Here is a 24,247-nt window from a genome sequence, read left to right as displayed (position 1 = left end):
AGAAGAACGCCCAGCATGACCGAGAATGACAAGGCTTCAAGTCGGCCGACTGTCGCGGATCGCAGCTCATCCGCGGCCATCGCGGTCGATCACCTCGTCAAGGTCTACAAGCAGACCCGTGCCGTCGACGATATCTCGTTTTCGCTTCCGCGCGGCAGCATCACCGGCCTTTTGGGCGGCAACGGTGCTGGCAAGACCACGACCATTGCGACGATCATGGGTCTCGTGCTGCCGACCTCCGGCCGTGTGCAGGTGCTCGGGCATCGGATGCCGGAGGAGAGCGCTTCCGTGCTGGGGCGGATGAATTTCGAGAGCCCCTATGTCGACATGCCGATGCGGCTCACGGTGCGTCAGAACCTCACCGTGTTCGGCAGGCTCTATGCGGTGGAGAACCTGGCCGGTCGCATCACTGAGCTCGCCGACGATCTCGATCTCACCGATTTCATCGACCGCGCCAACGGCAAGCTCTCCGCCGGGCAAAAGACCCGCGTCGCGCTCGCCAAGGCGCTGATCAACCATCCCGAGCTGCTGTTGCTGGACGAGCCAACCGCCTCGCTCGATCCTGACACGGCCGATTGGGTCCGGGGTCATCTGGAGCGCTATCGCAAGGCGAACAACGCCACCATCCTCCTGGCCTCACACAACATGCTCGAGGTCGAGCGGCTCTGCGACCGTGTCATCATCATGAAGCGCGGCCGTATCGAGGACGATGATACGCCCGAAGCCATCATGGCCCGCTACAACCGCACCACGCTGGAAGAGGTGTTTCTGGACGTCGCGCGTGGCCGGGTGAACGGCGCGAAGGAGGCGGCGCGATGAGCGAGATTTCCCTCCATCGCGGCATCTCCATGCACCGCATCGGCGCGATGATCCTGCGCTATTGGTATCTCTTGATGTCGTCCTGGCCGCGGCTGCTCGAGCTGCTCTACTGGCCGGCGCTACAAGTGATCACCTGGGGCTTTCTTCAGCTCTACATCGCCCAGAATGCCAATTTCTTCGCGCGTGCCGGCGGCACGCTGATCGGCGCCGTCATCCTCTGGGACATCCTGTTTCGCGGGCAGCTCGGCTTTTCCATCTCGTTCCTGGAAGAGATGTGGGCCCGCAACCTCGGCAATCTCATGATGAGCCCGCTGAAGCCGATCGAGTTTCTGCTGTCGCTGATGATCATGAGCCTGATCCGGCTCGCGATCGGCGTCATCCCGATGACGCTGCTCGCGCTGTTCCTGTTTCACTTCAACGTTTATGCGCTCGGCGTGCCGCTGATCGCGTTCTTCTGCAACCTGATCTTCACGAGCTGGTCGGTTGGCATCTTCGTCTCCGGCCTGGTGCTGCGAAACGGCCTTGGCGCCGAGAGCATCGTCTGGACCTTGATGTTCGCGATCATGCCGCTCGCCTGCGTCTACTATCCCGTCAGCGTGCTGCCGGTCTGGCTGCAATATGTCGCCTGGGCGTTGCCGCCGACCTACGTGTTCGAAGGAATGCGCGCGCTGCTGATCGAAAACACCTTCAGGACCGATCTGATGTTGAGTGCGTTAGCCATCAACGTAGTGCTGCTGGTTGCATCTTTTGGGGCATTCCTTGCCCTTTTGCGCAGCGCCCGAAAGCAGGGTTCGCTGCTGTCGGGCGGCGAGTGACGTCACTTTATCGGTGGATTCAGCATGGTTTGGGCGCGTCGGCCACGTAGATGTACGGAACCATGCATTGACGCAATATTACGCATTCGGCAGTATGCTGCGATGCGAAGAGGAATATAGCGATGCCTATTGGTGAGTTTGGCGGCGCGCCGCCCTTGGCGGCCGAAGGCAGTCCGGTCCTGACGACGCCGATGTACTGGATGTACGAGATGGCGCAGGCCTCTCTCAATCCGGCGCGTGCGGTCACCGACGCGACCAAGCTGCTGTTTCAGAATCCCCTCAATCCATGGGCGCGCACCGAGGTCGGCAAGTCGGTTGCCGCGGCCTGCGAATTGTTCGAACGCACCACGCGCCGCTACGGCAAGCCGGAATGGGGTCTCGACGACACCGAGGTCAACGGCATCCGTGTCCCCGTCGAGGTCCGCCCGGTCTGGGAAAAGCCGTTCTGCCGCCTGCTCTACTTCGATCGCAAGTTCGCGCGTCCCTTGCGCAGCCCGCAGCCGCGCGTGCTGATCGTAGCGCCGATGTCCGGCCACTATGCGACGCTCTTGCGCGGCACGGTCGAGGCGTTCCTGCCGGCGCATGAGGTCTACATCACCGACTGGGCCGACGCCCGCATGGTGCCGCTCAGCGACGGCCGCTTCGATCTTGACGACTACATCGATTACGTCATCGAGATGCTGCATGTCCTCGGCGGCAACACGCATGTGCTGGCCGTGTGCCAGCCTTCCGTTCCCGTCGTCGCCGCAGTCTCGATCATGGAAGCACGGCGCGATCCTTTCGTGCCGACGTCCATGACGCTGATGGGCGGCCCGATCGACACCCGCCGCAATCCGACCGGCGTGAACAATCTCGCCCAGGAGCGCGGCATCGACTGGTTCCGCAACACCGTCATCACCAAGGTGCCGTTCCCCCATCCGGGCATGATGCGCGACGTCTATCCGGGCTTCCTGCAGCTCAACGGCTTCATCAGCATGAACCTCGACCGGCACATGGACGCCCACAAGCGCTTGTTCGCCAATCTGGTGAAGGGCGACGGCGACCTCGTCGACAAGCATCGCGATTTCTACGACGAATATCTCGCGGTGATGGACCTCTCCGCCGAGTATTACCTGCAGACCGTCGATACCGTGTTCGTGAAGCACTCGCTGCCGAAAGGCGAGATGACCCATCGTGGAACACGCGTCGATCCCTCCAAGGTCACGCGCGTCGCGTTGATGACGGTCGAAGGTGAGAACGACGACATCTCCGGGATCGGTCAGACCGAAGCAACGCACACATTGTGCAGCTCGATCCCCGATGATCGCCGCGTTCATTACGTCCAGAAGGGCGTCGGACATTACGGCGTGTTCAACGGCTCGCGCTTCAAGTCGGAAATCGTGCCGCGCATCCATGACTTCATGGTGTCGGCGGCGAATCCGAGCTCGTTGCAGGCTCTCGCGGCCGAATAAACGCGTTTTTCGGCTTTCCCGTCGAAAATTCAGGCCCTGTCGGAGGTTCCGACGGGGGCAGGCAACCTCCAGATTCGCGGTATTCAGGTAGCTTTCTAGGAGTGAGTCCAACCTCACCCCTTGGGGGTGCCGCATGCGTCCAGCGGGGGCGAAAAAAGCCGGTTCCAACCCCAGTCTGTAGGGTCTCCCGGACGCCAGACCGCTGTATATTGGGCAAATGATTTGTTTTTGCGCCGAGCGCTTTCCCTGGCGGCGGTTATGGCAGAATCCGGGCGCCCTCCTGCCCCCCGGACTGACAGACATGGCCACTCGCGCACTCCTCTATCGGCGGCCCCACGAACCGAAGACCCTCCTGATCACCCATGGGTCGCAATTTTTTGCGATTCGGCTGCGACGGCACCGCCGCGCGCGCCGTTACACGCTCAGAATTCATCCGAGCGATCGCGAAGCCATCCTCACCATGCCGCCGCGTGGCACGCTCGCCGAAGCAAAAGACTTTGCGCAGCGGCACGGCGCGTGGATCGCGGCACGTCTCGGCCGTTTGCCGAAGGCCGCGCCGTTCCAGCCTGGCACAGTGATACCGCTTCGGGGCGTGCCCCACCGCATCGTTCATCGCGCCGGCACGCGCGGTACGGTGTGGGCAGAAGTGCGCGATAGCGGTGAACGCATTCTCTGCGTCGCCGGTGGCGCCGAGCATGCCGATCGCCGCGTCAGCGACTTCCTCAAGCGGGAGGCGCGCCGCGATCTTCAGCGCTCGTCGGAAGCCTATGCCGTCGAGCTCGGCGTCAAGGTGAAGCGGCTCTCGATCCGCGATCAATCGAGTCGCTGGGGTTCCTGCACCTCGGCCGGCTCGCTGTCGTTCTCCTGGCGCCTGATCCTGGCGCCGCCCTACGTGCTCGACTATCTCGCCGCCCACGAGGTCGCCCATCTCGTCGAGATGAACCACTCGGCGCGATTCTGGCGCGTCTGCGGAAAGGCTTGCCCGTCGATGGAGCGCGCCAAGAAGTGGCTCGATACGTACGGCAATGATCTGCATCGGTATGGGGTCGAGGATTGAGGGCACGCTGTGGCTTGACCGGGCGACCCATTACTCCGAGAAAGTTGTTATCGAATAGAGAAGCCGTGGCGCACTGGATTCCCCGCCTTCGCGGGGAATGACAGTTGAGAATGCGATGATCTCAGCGCGTTTTAAGCGACTCTCGCCCCACGCAGCGACGGCGCGCGCCGCGCGCTCGATTTTCCCCGCCGCATCAAAGCCTTCGCATCATCCACCGCCCATCGCGCCGGACATGGCCGGCTACTGTGCATGGGGTTGTTTTCGCAGTTTTTGTTTTGAGGTCACAAGGACCTCAGGCCGAGGCTACCGATTGCCGCCGAACAATCGGTCCATCAGCCAGCCGTCGAGCCCTGCGGCTGCTTCCGGCCGCGCATTGGCGCGTGTGGGGGGCGGGCGATAGCTGCCGTTGCTGGCCTGTGCCGGTGCGGGCGCTGCCGCTGTTGGCGGCGACACCTGCGACGTCGCCTGCGCGAGGTTCGACAAGCCCCAGGTCGCTTGCGAATTCGGCAAGGCTGCCACCGGCACGCCCTCATGCGCCGTCTTCATGAAGCGCGACCAGACTTCCACCGGCAGGCCGCCGCCGGTCGCCTTCTTGGTCGGCGAGTTGTCGTCATTGCCCAGCCATACGCCGGTGACGAGGTTGGCGGTGTAGCCGATGAACCAGGCGTCGCGGTAATCCTGGCTGGTGCCGGTCTTGCCTGCTGCCGGCCAGCCCGGGATTTCTGCTTTCTTGGCGGTGCCGCTGATCAGCGTTTCCCGCATCATCGAGTTCATCATGCCGACATAGCGGGGGTCGATGACCTGACTACGCTCGTCCGTCTGGCGCATGTAGAGCAGCTTGCCACCGAGCGTCCTGATCCGCGTGACGACATGCGGCGTCACCGCCAGGCCGCCATTGGCGAATGGCGCATAGGCGCCGACCAGCTCGACCACCGAGACCTCGGAGGTGCCGAGTGCGATCGAGGCGTTGGGCTCAAGTTTCGAGGAGATGCCGAGCCGGTGCGCGGTGCGCACCACGTTCTTCGGCCCGACCTCGAGGCCGAGGCGGATGGCGACCGTGTTGAGTGACATCGCGAGCGCCTGCGTCAGCGTCACCGCGCCGAAATATTCATGCGTGTAGTTCTCAGGTCTCCAGCCCTTGACCTCGATCGGTGCGTCCTGGCGGACCGTGTCGGGCGTCAGCCCCTGCTCGAGCGCGGTGAGGTACACGAACGGCTTGAACGAGGAGCCCGGCTGCCGCTTGGCGGTGACCGCGCGGTTGTACTGGCTCTCGGAATAGTTCCGCCCGCCAACCATGGCGCGCACGGCGCCGTCAGGCGTCATCGCCACCAGCGCGCCCTGGCTGACATTGAACTTCACGCTCTTGGCCGCGAGCTCGTCGATGATGGCGGCTTCGGCCACGCTCTGAAGCTTTGGGTCGATCGTGGTCTCGACCTTGATGCTCTCGTCGATCTGGCCGACCAGATCGTCCAGCACCTCGCCGATCCAGTCGGCGACGTAATTGACCGTGCCGGCGCCGACCGGCTTCACATTGTAGGAGGGATGGCCGATCGAAGCCTGCGCCTGCGCATCGGTGATGAATTTGGCATCCGCCATCGCCGTGAGCACGATTTTCGCGCGCGCTTCCGCGCCCTCGGGGTTGCGGTTCGGCGCGAGCCGCGATGGCGATTTGACGAGGCCTGCCAGCATCGCGGCTTCCGCGACGGTGACGTTCTTGGCCGACTTGCCGAAATATCGCTGCGCGGCGGCCTCGACGCCATAGGCGCCGGAGCCGAAATAGACGCGGTTGAGATAGAGCTCCAAGATCTCGTTCTTGGAATGCTTGCGCTCCAGCCAGATCGCGAGCTCCGCTTCCTGCAGTTTGCGCTGCATGGTGCGCTCCTGGGTCAGGAACAGGTTTTTCGCCAGTTGCTGCGTCAGCGTCGAGCCGCCCTGCGACACGCCGCGATGCATGACGTTGGTGACGAGCGCGCGCAGGATGCCTACGGGATCAATGCCGAAATGCGAGTAGAAGCGGCGGTCCTCGATGGCGATGAACGCCTTGGGCAGATATTGCGGCAGATCCTTCAGCGAGACGTTGGCACCGGCCATCTCGCCGCGCTGCGCCAGCATGCTGCCGTCGATGCCGACGATCTGGATCGTCGGCGGCCGCTTGGGGATTTCCAGCGACTGGATCGGCGGCAGATGGGCGCCGACATAGATCACGACGCCGACCACGGCGATCGCGCCCCACAGGCCCAGCACCGCGCCCCAATAGACCAGGCGGCCGAGACCAGCGCCGATGCGCGACTTCGATCGCCGCTTGGCACTGCCGCGGCCGGCCGGGGCCTTCCGCTCGCGCGGCGACTCGTCGCCGGTATCGTCGCTCTTGCGCTTGGCGGATGATTTCGTTGATCTCTTCGACTTGTCATCGCCGCCGGGGACGCGGTCCGCTGCGGTCAGGCGCAGGTCGGCGAGCGCCGCGGGCAAGCCGAACAACGGCTCCTTCCGCCCACCCTTTTTCTTTCCCAACCCCATACGCAAAACGCCCGGTCAGCCCGCCCCGCCGCACGCTAGCGGCCGCTGTTTAAGGCCCGGTTACCCGGACGTTAACGCGTGATTAGGAGGTGCGGCATTCGCTGGCCGCAGTTCCGCTGGTTGGGCGGCAGAGCTAGGATCGTCGGCTTGAAACAAGAGGGAGCTCAGATGGGCCACATCGATCCAACCAAGGAGATTTTCGCGCAATTCCGGGACAATGACCGCCCCGGCCCGATCCACATGCTGAACCTGGTGCGCTTGCGCAAAGAGGCGGCCTATCCGGATGCCCGCAAAGCGAGCGGCGCGGAAGCCTATGCGGCCTATGGCCGCGAAAGCGGCCCGGTGTTCGAGCGCCTCGGTGGCCGCATTATCTGGCAGGGCAAATTCGAACTGATGCTGATCGGCCCCGAGGCCGAGCGCTGGGACCATTGCTTCATCGCGGAGTATCCGAGCGTCTCAGCCTTCGTCGAGATGATCCGCGATCCCGTCTATCGCGAAGCGGTGAAGCACAGGCAGGCCGCGGTGGAGGATTCACGGCTCATTCGGCACGCGGTGCTTCCGGTGGGAAAGAATTTTGGCGAGATACCGACCTGAGTGGCGTGGGCGGACTTCCTTCCCCAGCGTCGTGGCCGGGCTTGGCCCGGCCATCCACGCCTTACCTGCTTGCTCCAAGAAGGTGGATGGCCGGGAGGTTGAAGCAATTCCAGCCGAGAACTAACCCGCCGGACCCGCATCCTCCAGGATCGGTCCGAACAGTTCCCAGCGCTCGCCGTTGAACTTCATCATCTGAAGCTGCTTGTTGACGCGGTAGTCGGTGGCCGAGGTGTTGGCCTTGATGCCCGGCAGCGCGATGTCGCTGGTGACGTCCTTCAGTGAAGCGGCTTGCTTCATGACGTTCTCGCGCGTCAGATCGTCACCGCACTGCTTCAGCACATGGACCAGCAGCTGAGCGGTGCCGTAGCCGTAGGTATTGAAGTTCGAGTCCTTGTCGCCGTCCGGATAGTACTTGGCCATGAAGTCGAAATACTTCTTCATGCCGGAATCGTCCTTCCATTTCGGGTCGAGCGGTTCCTTGCCGTAGTTGACGCTGATCAGGCCCTTGGCGGCATCGAGGCCGGCCGGCTTCAGCACCGCGCCGACCGAAGTGGCGTTGATGTCAACGATCTGCACCGGATGCCAGCCCATCTCGGCGATCTTCTTGATCGCCTGCGCCGCCTGCTTGGGCGTGGTGGCGCTGAAGAACAGGTCGGCGCCGGCGTCCTTGATCTTGAGGACCTGCGAGTCGACCGTGGGATCGGAAACTTCGTAGGACGCTTCGGTCACAATCATCTTGGCGGCCTTGTCGCCAAGGCCGGCCTTGATGCCGTTCAGATAGTCCTTGCCGAGGTCGTCGTTCTGATAGAGCACGCCGATCTTGGCGTTCGGATATTCCTTCAGGATGTACTGTCCGTAAATGCGGCCTTCGACGAAGTAGTTTGGATTGTAGCCCATCGTCCAGGGAAAGTTCTTCGGATCGGTGAACCTCGAGGCGCCGGTCGCCGCGAACAGTTGCGGCACCTTCTTGGAATTGAGATATTTCTGCACGGCTGCGTTCACGGGCGTGCCGATGATCTGGAAGGTCAGGAGCACCTCGTCGCTTTCGACGAGCTTGCGAATCTGCTCCACGGCTTTCGGCGGCGAATAGGCGTCGTCATACTGGATCAGATTGATCTTGCGGCCGTTGATGCCGCCCTGGTCGTTGATCATCTTGAAATAGGCAGCCTGGGTCTTGCCGATCGACGAATAGGCCGACGCCGGTCCCGAAAACGGCATCGTCTGGCCCACCTTGATCTCGGTGTCACTGGCGCCCGGATCATATTTTTTCTGGGCATTGGCCCCAGAGACCGACAGCGCCAAAGTCAGCGCCGTTGCTGTGGCCAGATGCAGAATTCCGTTCCTCATTCGCAATTTCCTCGGTTTGTTATTGCAGGTGATCGATCCTGCTGGATGTCACCGCTGAGGGCGAGTGTGGATGAGGCGTTGCTGCAACGCAAGGTGGGCCGCGCCAGCAGTTCGTAGGGGCGCTAAAGTATGCGCACCAATTTATCTGCGCACTCCGCAGCGCTCCCTCCCCTTGCGGGGCGCCGCAAGGGGGGAGGGAGCGAGAGAGCGTGTGCTGTCGCCTAAGCGACGAGTCGATCTAACCCGCCGTGCCGTTGTCCTCGATGATCGGTCCGAACAGCTCCCAGCGTTCGCCGTTGAACTTCATCATCTGCATCTGCTTGTTGACGCGGTAGTCGTTCGGCCCGGTGTTGATCTTGATGCCGGGCAGCGCGAAGCTGGGCGTGAAGTCCTTGATGTTGGCGACCTGCCTCATGACGTTCTCGCGTGACAGGTCGTCGCCGCACTGCTTCAGCACTTGCGTCAGCAGTTCGGCCACCGAATAGGCGTAGGTGTTGACGGTGTTGAGCTTGTCGCCTTCAGGGAAATACTTGTCCATGAAGGCGAAGAATGCCTTCACGCCCGGATCGTCCTTCCACTGCGGATCGCTGGGCTCCTTGCCGTATTGGGTCGAGATGATGCCCTTCGAGATGTCGAGGCCGGCCGGCTTCAACGTCGCCGAGATCGGGCTCGCGTTGATGTCGAGAATATGCACCGGCGTCCAGCCAAGCTCGGCGACCTTCTTGATGGCCTGCGCCGCGAACTTCGGTGTCGAGGCATCGTACAAGAGGTCGGCGCCCAGCGATTTCAGCTTGACCACTTGGGAGTCCACGGTCGGGTCGGTTACCTCGTAGGACACCTCGCCGATGATCATGCCGGCGGCCTTGTCGCCGAGCCCGCTCTTCAGGCCCGCAAGATAGTCGCGGCCCATGTCGTCGTTCTGGTAGAGCACGCCGATCTTGGCATTCGGATGCTCCTTGAGAATGTACTTTGCGTAGATGCGTCCCTCGGACACGTAGTTGGGATTGTAGGCGATGGTCCAGGGATAGTTCTGGGGATCGTTGAAGCGCGCGGCGCCGGTGGAGGCCAGCAGCTGCGGGATCTTCTTGCCGTTGAGATATTTTTGCACGGCGGCGTTCGCCGCGGTGCCGATGATCTGGAAGGTAAAGAGCACCTCGTCGCCTTCGACGAGCTTGCGCACCTGCTCGACGGTCTTCGGCGGCGAATAGGCGTCGTCATACTGGATCAGATTAATCTTGCGGCCGTTGATGCCGCCCTGATCGTTGATCATCTTGAAATAGGCGGCCTGGGTCTTGCCGATATTGGCGTAGACGGAATAGGCGCCGGAGAACGGCACGGTCTGGCCGATCTTGATTTCGGTATCGGTCGCGCCCGTGTCGTATTTCTTCTGGGCGTGGGCCTGACTTACGAAGGCCTGGCTGACGGAGAACGCGAAGGCGAGCGCGGCCGTGGTCGTTATGAGGGCTCTGCGATTGGTCATATCGGGTCGTTCCTCCTGACGGAATTTTCGGCCGATGGTCTTTTTCCGTTGATTGCAACGGTCGCCATCGCTGCCGAAGATTGTGGAGGAACGTTCGCCGCCGCGCAAGGATCGCGGCGCTGTGCCGAAGCGTCTCAGGCCAGCGGGCTTTAGGCGAGGAACAGCGCCACCAGCGCGATCGCGGCCGGCAGCGCCTGCACCATGAGGATGCGCGTGCTGACGGTCGCCGCGCCATAAGCGCCGGCCAGGATCACGCAGAGCAGGAAGAACGCCTTGATCTGGAACGCGAAAGCCGAATTGCCGTGCACCAGACCCCAGACCAGGCCGGCGGCCAGGAAACCGTTATAGAGCCCCTGGTTCGCAGCCAGCACCTTTGTGATCGCTGCCTTCTCCGGCGTGTTGCGGAAGACCTTCAAGCCTTGCGGCTTGTCCCAGAGAAACATCTCCAAAATCAGGAAGTAAGCGTGCAGTGCGGCAACCAGCGCCACCAGAATATTCGCGATCAGGATCAAGTTGAGCTCCCCCAAGCGTCAGCTTTCGGGTGGACGTTAGCACGGCCGGCGTGGCAAGTGCGATGGCGTGTTTCGATGCAATGGTGCCGCAAATGCCCGCGCGACCGACCACACTGTCTGTAAGCTTCGGCCTCGATCGTCTGGCGACGCCGATCGGGATCGCCCTGCTGGTCACCGACGCCGCGGGCGCCTTGCGCGCGCTCGACTGGGAAGACTACGAGCACCGCATGCGCGACCTGTTGCGCCTGCATTACGGTGCGGTGGAGCTGAGTGACCAGCCTGCGCCGCCGGAGATGCGGACTGCACTGACGGGCTATTTCGAAGGCGATTTCGGCCAGCTCTCAGGCATCGCATGGCGCGTCGCCGGCACGCCGTTCCAGCAGAAGGTCTGGAACGCGCTTGCGAACATTCCTGCCGGCACCACGATGAGTTACGGCGCGCTCGCCGCCGGGATCGACATGCCCAAAGCCATTCGCGCCGTCGGCCATGCCAACGGCTCCAACCCGATCAGCGTTGTGCTGCCGTGTCATCGCCTGATCGGCGCAAATGGTTCGCTGGTGAAGTATGGCGGCGGCCTCGAGCGCAAGCGCTGGCTGCTGCGGCACGAGGGGGTGGAGGTCTGAGAGTGCAACCAAATCCATCAGATTTTCGACGTCATCACTTTCTGCGCGATTTTCCAGGTGCCGTTCACCTTTAAGCATGACAACAGGTCCGTGAAGGAACGCGGCGGAATCTGAAATTTCACCTTCAAGAGCGCGAGCTCCCTTTCAACATCGATTGACAGGATCTGATCATCTCGCTCGAAGCCCTGTTGCTTCGGAGCTTTCATGTTGCGAACCGCTGCCAGCCAGGTCGCAATCGGTGTCACGCCCACGTTGCCGTCCTCGGCGACCTTCGTCACTGAACTCGAGGGGTGAAATATGGATGCAAATTTCTCGGCATCCATTTCATAGGCAGCATCGAAATAGGTCTGCGCAAGGGAGCGCAGGGCGGGAACGTCCATATCCATTTGTCATCCTCAAGGCTTTTACACCGAACTCATTCGTGCGGCTCGGCCAACTGCGCCGAGCGTCAACCAACCCTCATGTGCGGAAAAGTACTGCAGTTCGTCTTCTTGCTCGCTCAAGCTACGGCAGGGTAGCTTATGAGACTAGATGCCTTGTACGGCATGGGCTTGTGAGCGATATTCATAAGTGATGACCAACGAAATGAACGAACTCGCTGCGTTTGCAATCGTGGCCGGTGAACGAAGCTTCACACGCGCTGCGATAAAGCTAGGTGTGTCTCAGTCTGCCTTGAGCCACACAATAAGGAGGCTTGAGCAGCGGCTTGAGCTGCAGCTGCTCGCTCGAACAACCAAGAGCGTTGCACCAACCGCTGCGGGGGCGGCTCTTCTGGAAGGCTTGTCTCCGGCACTTGAGCAAATTCGTCATGCCCTCGACAAAGCCCGAAGCGTTCGGCGCCGACCCGAAGGTCGCCTTCGAATCGTAATGTCACGATCAGCTGCCGTGATGGTATTGTTACCGCGGCTCAGAGCTTTCGCTGAGGCCTACCCTGACATCGTTCTGGACGTTGTCACCGTCACTGGCCCCGTGGACCTTGTTGCAGGCGAGTTCGATGCCGGTATTCAGCTTGGCGAGTACATTCAAAAGGACATGATCGCGGTTCGTGTCACGCCCGAACTGCGATTGGCGGTAGTCGGGTCGCCACGCTATTTCGCTTCACGACACATCCCCAAAAAGCCAAAGGATCTCAACGATCATCGGTGCATTACCCTGCGTCTTGCGGGCGGTCCGTATCGATGGGAGTTTGAGCAGGGACGAAAGTCGGTCACGATCAACGTCAGCGGCCCGCTCATCATTGACGATACTCATCTGGTGATTCAGGCGGCGCTCGCTGGAGTTGGTGTCGGGCTCGCCTATGAAGATCAGGTCGCCGAGTATGTTGCGAAGCGCCGCCTTGTTCGCGTGCTGGAGGATTGGACGCCGCCAATTCCCGGCTTCTTCATGTATTACCCCAGTCGTCAGCATCAACCAGTCGCGCTGTCTGCACTGGTGAACGCGCTACGACTCTCTGAACAAAAGGCGGCGCGATGATGGAAAGGCTCAGAGTCCGTTTGGGAAAGTCAAGCCGCGGGCTGAGCCGCCTTGTCGCCGGCCATCACGTGGATCAGCGCGCTCTTGATCGCGGCCTGGCGTGTCGGCGCGCTGATCTGTGCGCCCAGGAGGTCGGTGACGTAGAACACGTCGCGGGCACGCTCGCCGAAGGTCGCGACATGGGCAGACGCAATGTTGAGATTGAGCTTCGAGATCGCGGTGGTCAGCTCATAGAGCAGGCCGGGACGGTCGAGGCCTGACATCTCGATCACCGTGTAGCGGTCGGACCATTGGTTGTTGATGGTCACTTCCGGCTCGACCACGAATGGGCGCGCCTTGCTGCGCACGGTGCGCCGCGCCACCACTTCCGGCAGGCGCAGCTTGCCTTCCAGCACGTCCTCGATCATCTCGCCGATGCGGGTCGCGCGGCGCCCCTCGTCCTCGTCGCGGTCGTATTCCCGCGAGATCGAGATGGTATCGAGCGCGCGGCCGTCGGTCGTGGTGTAGATCTGGGCATCGACGATGTTGGCGCCGGCCGAGGCGCACGCGCCGGCGATGATCGAGAGCAGCCAGGGATGGTCGGCGGCGAAGATCGTCAGCTCTGTGACGCCGCGCACCTCGTCAAAGCCGACATTGATCGCGAGCTTGTGGCCGGCCTGCTCGCTAGAGCGGACGAAGCGGGCGTGGCGGATTTTTCGCGGCAGCTCGACCTTGAGCCAATAGGCTGGATAGTGCCGGCCGATATAGGCATCGAGCTCCTCCGCCGGCCACTCGGCAAAGGCCATGCGGAATTCGGCGTAGGCGGCCGAGAGGCGTTTTCCCCGGTCGACTTCCGAGAAGCCGCCGGTCAGCACCGGCTCGGTCTCGTAGTATAGCGAGCGCAGCAGCTGCGCCTTCCAGCCGTTCCACACGCCCGGACCGACGCCGCGGATATCGGCGGTGGTCAGGATCGTCAGCAGCTTCATCTGCTCGACCGACTGCACCACGGCGGCGAAATTCTCGATGGTCTTGCGGTCGGAGAGGTCGCGCGACTGCGCGACCGTCGACATCGTCAGATGCTCCTCGATCAGCCAGGCCACCAGCTCGGTGTCGGCCGCGCTGAAGCCGAGCCGCGGGCACAGCCGTCGCGCCACCTTGGCGCCGGCGATCGAGTGATCCTCGGGCCGGCCCTTGGCGATGTCGTGCAGCAGCGTCACGATATAGATCACGGCCCGGTGCTCAGGCCGGATCTTGCGCATCAGGTCGCTTGCAAGCGTGAATTCGTCGAGGCCGCCGCGCTCGATGTCCTGGAGGAAGCCGACGCAGCGGATCAGATGTTCATCGACGGTGTAGTGATGATACATGTTGAACTGCATCATCGAGACGATCTTACCGAAGGCGCGGATGAAATGGCCGAGCACGCCGGTCTCGTTCATCCGCCGCAGCACGATCTCCGCGTTGTCGGACGTCAGGATCTCCATGAACAGCCGGTTGGCTTCGGGATTCTCGCGCATCTGCGCGTTGATCAGGCCGAGCGAGCGCGTCACGTCGCGCATCGCGTCCGGATGGAAGGCGAGGTTGTTCTTCTGCGCCAGGCGGAAGATGCGGATCAAATTGACCGGATCGTGCTTGAACACGTCGGGCGCGGCAACGTTGATGCGGTTGTTGTCGACGATGAAGTCGTCGCTGTCAGGCACGCGCCGCTTCACCGGAGTGGGGCGCAGCCGCGCCATCATCCGGCTCAGCACCGGCGCGGGCTTGGCCTGCTGGTCCTCGAGCTTGGCGCAGAGGATGGCGGTGAGATTGCCGACTTCCTTGGCGACCAGGAAGTAGTGCTTCATGAAGCGTTCGACATCCTGCATGCCGGGATGCGAGGTATAGCCGAGCCGGACCGCGATCTCGCGCTGGAGATCGAACGACAGCCGCTCCTCTGGCCGTCCCGAATAGAAATGCAGGTTGCAGCGTACCGACCAGAGGAAGTCGGCGCAGCGGCGGAAGGTGCGGTATTCCTGCGCGTCGAATACGCCGCGCTCGACCAGCTCGTTGGTGTCGCGCACGCGGTAGACGTATTTGGCGATCCAGAACAGCGTGTGCAGGTCGCGGAGTGCGCCCTTGCCGTCCTTGACGTTGGGCTCGACCAGATAGCGCGACTGGCCGCCGCGGCGATGCCGCTCCTCGCGCTCGGCGAGCTTTGCGGTGACGAATTCGGACGCGGTGCCTTGAACGACTTCCTTGTCGAAGCGGGCGACCAGTTCTTCATAGAGCGGCTTGTCGCCGGTCAGGAAGCGCGTCTCCAGGATCGCGGTGCGGATGGTCATGTCGCCACGCGCCTGCCGGATCGACTCGTCGACCGAGCGCGTGGCGTGACCGACCTTCAGCCCCATGTCCCACAGGCAGTAGAGGATGGCTTCGGCGACCTGCTCGCCCCAGGCTGTCTGCTTGTAGGGCAGGATGAACAAGAGATCGATGTCGGACTCGGGGGCCATCAGGCCGCGGCCATAGCCCCCGGTCGCCACCACTGCCATGCGCTCGGCGCCGCTTGGGATCGGCGAGCGGTAGAGGTGGCGGGTCGCGGCCGAATACAGGATGCGGATGATCTCGTCCTGCACGTGGCACAGCCGCTCGGCGCAGCGCCGGCCGTGCCGGTCCTTCAGCAAGATCGTTTGTGCCGCGGCGCGCGCCGAGATCAGCTCGGCCTTGAGCAGTTGCGCCATGGCCGTGCGGAATGCGTCCTCACGTCCCTGGTGTCTCTCGGCGAGCGCATCGACCGCGGCGGTGATCCGCGCGGTGTCGAAGCGATCGTCCACCTCGGCCTTGTGCTCAGTTGCGACGCTGTCCATGTCTCACCGGATATAAGAGGCCGCAGGCGCTGTCACCCGCCATTCTCTGGCAATAGTCGTTCCATGCTGGAAAGGTACGACTTTGGGCAAAACTGTTCTCGGCCGGCGCACTTTCAAGGGGCGGATTTTCTCGTTGACCTCTAGATATAACTCATTGAAAAACAATGAAGTTTTGGAGGAGGCTGGGCATGACTGGGATTACACGACGCATACTGTTGGCCGGAGCGGTGGCTCTTGCTGTGAGCCCCGCGGCGCGGGCGGCGGATCCGCTCAAGGAAATCCGTATCGACTGGGCGACCTATAATCCCGTGTCGATGGTCCTGAAGCAGAAGGGCCTCCTGGAGAAGGAGTTCGCCAAGGACGGCATCACCGTCACCTGGGTGCAGTCGGCGGGCTCGAACAAGGCGCTCGAATTCCTCAATGCCGGCTCGATCGATTTCGGCTCGACCGCCGGCTCGGCGGCGCTGGTCGCCCGCATCAACGGCAACCCGATCAAATCGATCTACGTCTATTCGCGTCCCGAATGGACGGCGCTGGTGACATCAAAGGATTCCAAGATAGCAACCGTTACGGACCTCAAGGGCAAACGTGTCGCGGTGACGCGCGGTACAGATCCGCACATCTTCCTGGTGCGCGCGCTGCTTGGCGCAGGCCTCACCGAAAAAGACATCACGCCGGTGCTGCTCCAGCATGCTGACGGCAAGACCGCGCTGATCCGCGGCGACGTCGATGCGTGGGCCGGGCTCGATCCGATGATGGCGCAGGCCGAAGTCGAGGAGGGCGCAAAACTGTTCTACCGCAACGCCGACGCCAATACCTGGGGCATCCTCAATGTGCGCGAGCAGTTCTTGAAGGACTATCCGGATGCCGCCCGCCGCGTGCTCGCGGTGTACGAAGAGGCGCGCAAATATTCGCTGGCCAATTACGACGAGCTGAAGAAGACCTTCATCGCCGTGACCAAGCTGCCGGAGCCTGTCGTCGACAAGCAGCTCAAGGAGCGCACCGAGCTCACCCACAGCCGCATCGGCGCGCCGCAGCGCGAGTCGATCCTCGCCGCGGGCCTCGCCCTGCAACAGGCCGGCGTCGTCGACTCCAAGGTCGACGTGAAGGCGACGCTGGACGCGCTGATCGACGACCAGATCCCGCTGCCGACGAATTGAGATGCTCTTTCCCTCCCCCTTGTGGGGAGGGTGCCTCGCGAAGCGAGGCGGGTGAGGGTCTCCTTCCTCACGATCAGTGTTGCGAGCGGAAAGAACCGCTCGTCCGGCACTTCGCGCCACCTTCTCCGGCAAGGAGAGAAGGGAAAAGCAGCGGAGGGCGCGGCAATAGTAGTGTTGCTTTCCCCGACCAGACGCGCTTCCTACGGCCATGATCTCCGACGCGCCAGCCCTGCAACAAACCTCGGAACCGGCCGAGAGCGCCGCCGCGCCGTCGCGCATCTTGCGTTATGCACGGCCGATGCTGGGTGTGTTGTTGCCGCTGATCCTCGCGCTCGGCTGGGAACTTGTGGTCTGGTTTGGCTGGTCCAACGGCCGGCTGGTGCCGCCCCCCTCGCGCGTCTTTGCCACCATCGCTGATCTCGCCCGCTCCGGCGAGCTGATCCGTCACATCGCCGCGACGCTGTGGCGCGTCGGTCTTGGCTTTGCGTTCGGCGTGGTCGCGGGCACGCTGCTCGGGGCTATCTCCGGGTATTGGTCGCTGGCGCGCCGGCTGCTCGATCCGACCGTTCAGGCGCTGCGCGCGATCCCCTCGCTGGCCTGGGTGCCGCTGTTCATCCTTTGGCTCGGCATCTTCGAGACTTCGAAGATCGTGCTGATCGCGGTCGGCGTGTTCTTCCCGGTCTATCTCGGCGTGATGGGCGCGATCCTCATCGTCGATCGAAAAATCGTCGAGGTCGGCCGCACCTTCCGTCTCTCCGGCCCCGCCATGATCCGCCGCATTCTGCTGCCCGCGGTGCTGCCGGCCTATATCGTGTCCTTGCGCGTCGGTCTCGGCCTGGGCTGGATGTTCGTGGTGGCGGCCGAGTTGATCGGCGCCTCCGAAGGCCTCGGCTATCTCCTGCTCGACGGCCAGCAGCTTGGCAAGCCCGCGCAGATCCTCGCCGCCATCGTGATCTTCGCGATCCTCGGCAAGCTCACGGATTGGCTGATCGAGGTCGCGGCCGCGCCCTTCCTGCGCTGGCAGGATGCCTTCGGCCGCACGAAGGGAGCGTAACGCGATGCTGGCGCTCGAACGGGTCAGCAAGACCTATCCCAACGGCGTGCAGGCGCTGGCGCGCTTTTCGGCGGAAATCAAGCAAGGCGAGATCGTCGCCATCATCGGCGGCTCGGGTTGCGGCAAGTCCACGCTGCTGCGCGCCATCGCCGGCCTCGACCGCACGAGTTCCGGTACCGTGACGCTCGACAGCGAGGCGATCGCCTCGCCGCATGCCAAGATCGGCATCATCTTCCAGGAGCCGCGGCTGCTGCCCTGGCTCAGTGTCGCCGACAATATCGGCTTTGGTCTTGCCGATGCGCCCGCGACTGAGCGGCGTGAAAAGGTGGCGCGCGCGCTCGAGCGTGTCGGGCTCGCCGACAAGGCGCAGGCCTGGCCGCGCGAGCTTTCGGGCGGGCAGGCACAGCGTGTCGCGATCGCACGCGCGCTGGTGCCTCAGCCCGAGGTGCTCTTGCTCGACGAGCCGTTCTCGGCGCTCGACGCCTTCACCCGCAGGGATCTCCAGGATCATCTGCTCGATCTTTGGGCCGATACGCGGCCGACGCTCATCCTCGTCACGCATGACGTCGACGAGGCCGTGGTGCTGGCTGACCGCGTGCTGGTGATGCGGCCGCGGCCGGGCCGGCTGTTCGACCAGATCGAGATCAATCTGGGCCGGCCGCGCGACCGCAATTCGCCGCTGTTCGAGAATTTCAAGCGAAGTGTGCTGACGTCACTCGACCGTTCGCTCGACCGGAGTGTGCCCGACCGTGACGCAATGCTGGGTCCCGGTCAGGCCATGTGGTGGTGACAATTCGCCTCCGAGCCGGTACATCGGCAGGCGTATTTTCCGGGAGAGAACAATGGACGCCGCAGAACTGCGCCAGATGCAGGCCCCGATCAAGGAACGCTACAAGACCGATCCCAAGACCGCGATGATCACGTTGAAGGCCAAGGGCTCGACGGATAGCGACGGCATCGCCTGCAAGGTCGAGACCGGTCGCGCCATCGCAATGGCCGGCCTGCATCCCGCGACCGGCGGCTCCGGCCTGGAGCTCTGCTCCGGCGACATGCTGCTCGAGGCGCTGGTCGCCTGTGCCGGCGTCACCCTGAAGTCGGTCGCGACCGCGATCGAGGTGCCCTTGAAGACCGGCGACGTTTACGCCGAGGGCGATCTCGATTTCCGCGGCACGCTCGGCGTCGACAAGGAGACTCCGGTCGGCTTCGCCGAGATACGCCTGCGCTTCGAGGTCGACACCGATGCGCCGCAGGACAAGCTCGACCTGCTGCTCAAGCTCACCGAGCGCTATTGCGTGGTCTATCAGACCATCAAGAACGGCCCGAAAGTCTCGGTGTCGATGCAGCGAATGTAATCAACAAGTGTCGTCCTGGCCTTGTGCGCAATTGCGCACAAGGACGGAATGACAGAAAAAAATGTCCCCCGACCTCCACTTCATTCTCTTCCTTCTCCTGCGCATGGCGATCGCGGCGGCGTTCGTCGTGACGGCCTCCGTTATCACCGAGCGCTCGGGCCCGGTGATCGGAGCGCTGGTGGCGACCCTGCCGATCTCGGCCGGTCCCTCCTACGTCTACCTCGCGCTCGACCACGATGCCGCCTTCATCGCGCAGGGCGCGCTGTCGAGCCTGCCGGTCAATGCTGCCACGATCTTCATGTGCCTCATTTATGTCGTGCTGTCGCAACGGCACAGTCTTTTGGTGAGTTGCGGAAGCGCTGTCGCGGTCTGGATCGTGCTGGCCTCGATCATCCGCCAGTTCGACTGGCCGCTCGCCGCCGGGCTCGTCGCCAATCTGATCGCGTTCAGCATCTGCATTCCGCTACTCGCGGGCTATCGCCATGTGAAAATGCCGCTGGTGACGCGCCGCTGGTATGACGTGCCGATGCGCGCTTTGCTGGTTGCGACCCTCGTCGCCATCGTGGTCTCGACGTCGGGCTGGGTCGGCCCCAGGATCAGCGGCATCATCGCGCTGTACCCGGTCGTGTTCTCCAGCATCATGGTGATCCTGCATCCGCGCATCGGGGGACCGCCGACCGCCGCCGTGCTCGCCAACTCCGCCTGGGGCTTGCTCGGATTCGGCATGGCGATCGCCGTGCTGCACGTCGGCGCCGCCAATTTCGGCTCCGCGATCGGCCTTAGCATGGGGCTCTCCACCTGCGTCGTTTGGAATCTGACGCTGTGGTGGAACGGGCGAAGGAAGCGATTGGCGCACTAGCCTCGTCATTGCGAGGAGCGAAGCGATGAAGCAATCCAGACTGCCGGCACAGAGAGATTCTGGATTGCTTCGCTCCGCTTGCAATGAAGGTTGCGGAAGGACCGTTCGCTACTTCGGCAGTTTCGCTTTCAACGCATACAGCGCATCGAGCGCTTCGCGCGGCGACATCTCGTCCGGGTGCAGGGCCTTCACGGCGTCTATCAGCAGATCGGCTTCGCTCGGCGGCGCAGCTTCCGCCGCGGCGCGCGAGGGCACTGCGAATAGCGGCAAATCGTCGGCGAGCGCGCGTGCGGTCTGGCCGCGGTCCTGGGCTTCCAGCTTTGCCAGCACCGATTTCGCGCGCGTGATCACGGCCGGCGGCAGGCCAGCCAGCTTCGCCACCTGGATGCCGTAGGAGCGATCGGCCGAGCCCGGCAGCACCTCGTGCAGGAACACGACATTGCCCTGCCACTCCTTCACGCGCACGGTGGCGTTGAACATGCGCGGCAGTCTTGCCGATAGCGCGGTCAGCTCGTGATAATGCGTGGCGAACAGCGTGCGGCAGCGGTTGCTCTCGTGCAGATGCTCGATCGCGGCCCAGGCGATCGAGAGACCGTCGAAGGTCGCTGTACCGCGGCCGATCTCGTCGAGGATCACGAGCGCGCGCTCGCCGGCCTGGTTCAGGATCGCAGCGGTCTCGACCATCTCCACCATGAAGGTGGAACGGCCGCGGGCGAGATCGTCGGCGGCTCCGACGCGGGAGAACAGGCGGTCGATAATGCCGATCCGCGCGCGCCTCGCCGGCACGAAACTTCCGATTTGAGCAAGAAGAGCAATCAACGCGTTCTGGCGCAGGAAGGTCGACTTGCCGGCCATGTTGGGACCGGTGAGCAACCAGAGCTGGCCGGACTTTTGCGCAGGTCCCGGCGACAGGTCGCAGGCATTTGCGATGAACGGCTCGCCATTGCGCTTCAGGGCCTGCTCGACCACGGGATGACGGCCGGCCTCGATCGCAAAGCCGAGAGACGAGTCCACCTCGGGCCGCACATAGTTCTCGTCGATCGCCAGCTCGGCCAGCGACGTCGCGACGTCGAGCAGCGCAAAGCCGTGAGCGGCGGCACGCAGTTCCTCGCTGATGTCGAGCGCCTTGGCGCAGAGCTGTTCGAAAATCTCTAGCTCGAGGCCGAGCGCACGATCGCCGGCATTGGCGATCTTGGCTTCGATCTCCCCCAATTCGGAGGTGGTGAAGCGCACCTGGCCCGCCAGTGTCTGGCGGTGGATGAAGGTCGCGTTCAGCGGCGGCGACATCAGCTTGTCGCCGTGCTGCGCGGTCACCTCGACGAAATAGCCGAGCACGTTGTTGTGCCGGATCTTCAGGCCCTTGACGCCGGTGTTGTCGGCGTAGCGCGCCTGCATCGAAGCCACCACCAGGCGCGAGGCGTCGCGCAGGTTTCGCGTTTCGTCCAGCGCAGGCTCGTAGCCCTGGCGAACGAAGCCGCCGTCGCGCTTGATCAGCGGCAGTTGATCGCCGAGCGCCCCGGCGAATTCCGCTGCGAGCTCGCGCGATGGTCTTTGCAGCGCTGCCATCACCGCGGCGATCTCCTGCGGCGGTTGGTCGAGTTCGTCGAGCCGCGTCAGCACCTGGTCGGCGGCGATGACGCCGTCGCGCAGACCGGCGAGGTCACGCGGGCCGCCGCGGCCGACCGACAGACGGGCCAGCGCCCGCGACATGTCGGGCGCACCGCGCAGGATGCTGCGGATGTCCTCGCGCGCGGCAGAGTCTGCAACGAAGCTGCCGACCGCATCGAGCCGCCGCGCGATCGCCGCCGCATCGGTCAGCGGCGCGGCCAGCCGCTGCGCCAACAGTCGCGACCCCGCCGAGGTCACCGTGCAGTCGATCGCGTCGAGCAGCGAGCCGCGGCGTTCGCCCGCCAGCGTCCGCGTCAGTTCGAGATTGGCGCGCGTCGCCGGATCGATCGCCATCGTCGCACCCGAGGCCTCGCGCGCGGGCGGCGACAGCGGGGGGTGCTTGCCGACCTGGGTGCGGTCGACATAGGTGACGGCCGCGGCCGCGGCGGTGGCTTCGAGACGCGAGAGCTGCGCCAGTCCGTCCATGGTCGCGACGGCAAAATAATCGCACAGCCGTTTCTCGGCGGTGGCGCCGTCGAAGACGTCACGGGTCAGCGGCGTCACCGCCGGCAGCTCGCGCAGGGTCTGTCCGAGCTCGCTGTCGTTGTAGAGCGCGTCGGTGACGATCACCTCGTTCGGATTGATGCGCGCCAGTGTCGCGGTGAGCTCTCCGCCCGAACACTCCGTCACCATGAATTCGGCGGTCGAGATGTCGATCCAGGCGAGGCCAAAGCGGTCACCGCCCGCCGATGAGCGGGCGCGCGCGAGCGCCATCAGATAGTTGTTGGCGCGCGCGTCGAGCAGCGTGTCCTCGGTCAGCGTGCCCGGCGTGACCAGGCGCACCACGCCGCGGCGCACGACGCTCTTGTTGCCGCGCGCCTTGGCGGCGGCGGGATCCTCGGTCTGTTCGCACACCGCCACCCGGTGCCCCGCGATGATCAGCCGGTGCAGATAATCCTCGGAGCGCTCGACCGGCACGCCGCACATCGGGATATCGGCGCCCTGATGCTTGCCGCGCTTGGTCAGCACGATGCCGAGTGTCCTGGAGGCGATCTCGGCGTCCTGGAAGAACAGCTCGTAAAAGTCGCCCATCCGGTAGAACAGCAGCAAGCCCTGATGGGCCGCCTTGATTTCAAGGTACTGTTCCATCATCGGCGTGACGCGCGCGGCAGCTTCCGCCTGCGGCGTGGTCGCTTCGTCGGGGGGCGGTACAGGGATCGGTTGTTGCATTGTCATGGGCGGCGCAACCTACAAAATTTCGCCCCGCGCTCCTATCGCTTTGGCCGGGGCGGGGAGGTTTTCCACGTTGTCCGCACCGCGGCATGCGCTGCTGGCGTGCGCACCCCTCGGAACACGCGCGTATCAGTCAATTGACCTGCCGCGGGCGCCCTCCTAAAACTCCGTCGACATTGAAGAATTTAGGCCCGATCGCGGCATTCAGGGAGAACAACGATGCGTGACGTCTTTATCTGCGATGCCGTGCGGACCCCGATCGGCCGTTTCGGCGGCTCCCTCGCCAAAGTGCGTGCCGACGACCTTGCGGCTGCCCCGATCAAGGCGCTGATGGCCAAGCACCCCAATCTCGACTGGGCACAGGTTGACGAGGTCTTCTTCGGCTGCGCCAACCAGGCCGGCGAGGACAACCGCAACGTTGCACGCATGGCGCTCCTGCTTGCGGGCCTGCCGGATTCAGTTCCCGGCCAAACCCTGAACCGGCTCTGTGCCTCCGGCCTCGATGCGGTCGGTGCCGCCGGCCGCGCCATCCGTTCCGGCGAGATCGAGTTCGCGATTGCCGGCGGCGTCGAATCCATGACGCGCGCGCCCTTCGTGATGGGCAAGGCGCAGGAAGCCTTCTCGCGCTCTGCCGATATCTTCGACACCACGATCGGCTGGCGCTTCATCAATCCGCTGCTGAAGGCGCTGTATGGCGTCGATGCCATGCCGGAGACCGGCGAGAACGTTGCGGAAGAGTTCCAGGTGTCGCGTGCCGATCAGGATGCTTTCGCGATCCGCTCGCAGCAACGCGCCGGTGCGGCGATTGCGGCCGGCTATTTCGCCGAAGAAATCACTCCGATCACCATTCCTGGCGGCAAGGCCGGCCCCGTTATCGTCGACAAGGACGAGCATCCGCGCCCCGAGACCACGCTCGAAGCCCTCGCCAAGCTGAGGCCGATCGTACGCAATCCCGGCACGGTAACCGCGGGCAATGCCTCCGGCGTCAATGACGGCGCCGCCGCGATGATCCTGGCGTCCGAAGCCGCCGTGAAAAAGCATGGCCTGACGCCGCGTGCCCGCATCCTCGGGCTTGCGTCGGCCGGCGTGCCGCCGCGCATCATGGGCATCGGCCCTGTGCCCGCGACCCGCAAGCTGATGGAGCGTCTCGGCAAGAAGATCAGTGATTTCGATCTGATCGAGCTCAACGAAGCCTTCGCCTCGCAGGGCATCGCCTGCATGCGCCAGCTCGGCGTTGCCGACGATGCCGATTTCGTCAATCCGCATGGCGGCGCGATTGCGCTCGGCCATCCCCTCGGCATGAGCGGCGCGCGCCTTGCGCTCACCGCCGTGCACGGCATGGAAAAGCGCGGCGGCAAGCTCGCGCTTGCCACCATGTGCGTCGGCGTCGGCCAGGGCGTGGCTGTCGCGATCGAGAAGCTGAACTAGGCTCTCTTCTCTCTCCCTGCTTGCGGGAGAGAGAAATTTTAGGGAT

At 63.7% G+C, this 24,247-nt stretch carries 20 protein-coding genes; 13 read left to right on the top strand and 7 right to left on the bottom strand.

All coding sequences use genetic code 11. From position 1 onward, the window contains the following. Positions 1 to 15: 15 nt before the first annotated feature. From ABIB00_RS03155 to ABIB00_RS03140, 4 genes are all read left to right on the top strand, one after another. Positions 16 to 819 (top strand): ABC transporter ATP-binding protein, encoded by an 804-nt coding sequence (locus ABIB00_RS03155; protein WP_247442071.1) that lies wholly within the window; start codon positions 16 to 18, stop codon positions 817 to 819. After that, positions 816 to 1,634: an ABC transporter permease gene (locus ABIB00_RS03150; protein ID WP_247351643.1), complete on the top strand. Its 819-nt coding sequence runs from the start codon at positions 816 to 818 to the stop codon at positions 1,632 to 1,634. Before ABIB00_RS03155 ends, ABIB00_RS03150 begins: the two co-directional genes overlap by 4 nt. A 122-nt stretch (positions 1,635 to 1,756) precedes the next feature. Beyond that, positions 1,757 to 3,085: a polyhydroxyalkanoate depolymerase gene (locus tag ABIB00_RS03145; protein WP_247351646.1), complete on the top strand. Its 1,329-nt coding sequence runs from the start codon at positions 1,757 to 1,759 to the stop codon at positions 3,083 to 3,085. 217 nt (positions 3,086 to 3,302) lie between these two features. After that, complete coding sequence (locus ABIB00_RS03140; protein WP_247442073.1) at positions 3,303 to 4,142, top strand: M48 family metallopeptidase; 840 nt, start codon at positions 3,303 to 3,305, stop codon at positions 4,140 to 4,142. 303 nt (positions 4,143 to 4,445) lie between these two features. Here ABIB00_RS03140 and ABIB00_RS03135 read toward each other — a convergent pair whose 3' ends face one another. Further along, positions 4,446 to 6,659, bottom strand: a complete 2,214-nt coding sequence (locus tag ABIB00_RS03135) for a transglycosylase domain-containing protein (RefSeq protein ID WP_354103341.1) — start codon at positions 6,657 to 6,659, stop codon at positions 4,446 to 4,448. Positions 6,660 to 6,827: 168 nt separating this feature from the next. On the opposite strand from ABIB00_RS03135, the gene ABIB00_RS03130 reads away from it, so the two are divergent. Then, positions 6,828 to 7,253 carry a DUF1330 domain-containing protein gene (locus tag ABIB00_RS03130; protein WP_354053382.1) on the top strand — a complete coding sequence of 142 codons (426 nt, stop codon included), beginning with the start codon at positions 6,828 to 6,830 and terminating at the stop codon, positions 7,251 to 7,253. Positions 7,254 to 7,373: 120 nt separating this feature from the next. On the opposite strand, the gene ABIB00_RS03125 is transcribed toward ABIB00_RS03130, so the two are convergent. The 3 genes from ABIB00_RS03125 to ABIB00_RS03115 form a co-directional block, all read right to left on the bottom strand. Then, entirely contained in the window at positions 7,374 to 8,600 is a 1,227-nt protein-coding gene (locus ABIB00_RS03125) for an ABC transporter substrate-binding protein (RefSeq protein ID WP_354103340.1), read from the bottom strand. Between the two features lie 238 nt (positions 8,601 to 8,838). Then, the gene (locus ABIB00_RS03120) at positions 8,839 to 10,080 is read right to left on the bottom strand and encodes an ABC transporter substrate-binding protein (protein ID WP_247351656.1); all 1,242 of its coding nucleotides are present in this window, start codon (positions 10,078 to 10,080) and stop codon (positions 8,839 to 8,841) included. 149 nt (positions 10,081 to 10,229) lie between these two features. Next, a complete protein-coding gene (locus tag ABIB00_RS03115) occupies positions 10,230 to 10,586 on the bottom strand; it encodes a DUF1304 domain-containing protein (protein WP_354103412.1) in 357 nt (118 codons plus the stop codon). 98 nt (positions 10,587 to 10,684) lie between these two features. Here ABIB00_RS03115 and ABIB00_RS03110 point away from each other — a divergent pair, with 98 nt between their 5' ends. Then, on the top strand, positions 10,685 to 11,215 hold the full coding sequence (locus tag ABIB00_RS03110) for a methylated-DNA--[protein]-cysteine S-methyltransferase (protein ID WP_247351658.1): 531 nt from the start codon (positions 10,685 to 10,687) through the stop codon (positions 11,213 to 11,215). Positions 11,216 to 11,232: 17 nt separating this feature from the next. On the opposite strand, the gene ABIB00_RS03105 is transcribed toward ABIB00_RS03110, so the two are convergent. After that, positions 11,233 to 11,601, bottom strand: coding sequence for a nuclear transport factor 2 family protein (locus tag ABIB00_RS03105; protein ID WP_247351659.1), 369 nt, complete (start codon positions 11,599 to 11,601; stop codon positions 11,233 to 11,235). A 187-nt stretch (positions 11,602 to 11,788) separates the two neighbouring features. Here ABIB00_RS03105 and ABIB00_RS03100 point away from each other — a divergent pair, with 187 nt between their 5' ends. Next, entirely contained in the window at positions 11,789 to 12,688 is a 900-nt protein-coding gene (locus ABIB00_RS03100) for a LysR substrate-binding domain-containing protein (protein ID WP_354103339.1), read from the top strand. A 29-nt stretch (positions 12,689 to 12,717) separates the two neighbouring features. Here the strand turns inward: ABIB00_RS03100 and ABIB00_RS03095 are convergent, their stop codons facing one another. Next, complete coding sequence (locus ABIB00_RS03095) at positions 12,718 to 15,507, bottom strand: [protein-PII] uridylyltransferase (protein WP_247351662.1); 2,790 nt, start codon at positions 15,505 to 15,507, stop codon at positions 12,718 to 12,720. A gap of 188 nt (positions 15,508 to 15,695) precedes the next feature. Between ABIB00_RS03095 and ABIB00_RS03090 the strand changes: the two genes are divergently transcribed. The 5 genes from ABIB00_RS03090 (at position 15,696) to ABIB00_RS03070 (ending at position 19,932) form a co-directional block, all read left to right on the top strand. Further along, complete coding sequence (locus tag ABIB00_RS03090) at positions 15,696 to 16,667, top strand: aliphatic sulfonate ABC transporter substrate-binding protein (RefSeq protein ID WP_247442088.1); 972 nt, start codon at positions 15,696 to 15,698, stop codon at positions 16,665 to 16,667. Between the two features lie 208 nt (positions 16,668 to 16,875). Beyond that, the gene (locus tag ABIB00_RS03085) at positions 16,876 to 17,721 is read left to right on the top strand and encodes an ABC transporter permease (protein ID WP_247351664.1); all 846 of its coding nucleotides are present in this window, start codon (positions 16,876 to 16,878) and stop codon (positions 17,719 to 17,721) included. 4 nt (positions 17,722 to 17,725) lie between these two features. Next, positions 17,726 to 18,511, top strand: coding sequence for an ABC transporter ATP-binding protein (locus ABIB00_RS03080; protein WP_354103338.1), 786 nt, complete (start codon positions 17,726 to 17,728; stop codon positions 18,509 to 18,511). 52 nt (positions 18,512 to 18,563) lie between these two features. Beyond that, a complete protein-coding gene (locus ABIB00_RS03075; protein WP_354048069.1) occupies positions 18,564 to 19,073 on the top strand; it encodes an OsmC family protein in 510 nt (169 codons plus the stop codon). Positions 19,074 to 19,134: 61 nt separating this feature from the next. Next, the gene (locus ABIB00_RS03070) at positions 19,135 to 19,932 is read left to right on the top strand and encodes a hypothetical protein (protein ID WP_354103337.1); all 798 of its coding nucleotides are present in this window, start codon (positions 19,135 to 19,137) and stop codon (positions 19,930 to 19,932) included. A 108-nt stretch (positions 19,933 to 20,040) separates the two neighbouring features. Here ABIB00_RS03070 and mutS read toward each other — a convergent pair whose 3' ends face one another. Beyond that, complete coding sequence (gene mutS / locus ABIB00_RS03065) at positions 20,041 to 22,776, bottom strand: DNA mismatch repair protein MutS (RefSeq protein WP_354103336.1); 2,736 nt, start codon at positions 22,774 to 22,776, stop codon at positions 20,041 to 20,043. Positions 22,777 to 22,992: 216 nt separating this feature from the next. Here mutS and pcaF point away from each other — a divergent pair, with 216 nt between their 5' ends. Beyond that, a complete protein-coding gene (pcaF, locus tag ABIB00_RS03060) occupies positions 22,993 to 24,201 on the top strand; it encodes a 3-oxoadipyl-CoA thiolase (protein ID WP_354103335.1) in 1,209 nt (402 codons plus the stop codon). Positions 24,202 to 24,247: the final 46 nt, after the last annotated feature.

It is taken from the genome of Bradyrhizobium sp. LB14.3 (assembly GCF_040547985.1).
Lineage (GTDB): Bacteria > Pseudomonadota > Alphaproteobacteria > Rhizobiales > Xanthobacteraceae > Bradyrhizobium.
Note: the sequence above shows the minus strand (reverse complement) of the source record. Positions and strands in the feature narration are given on the sequence as shown.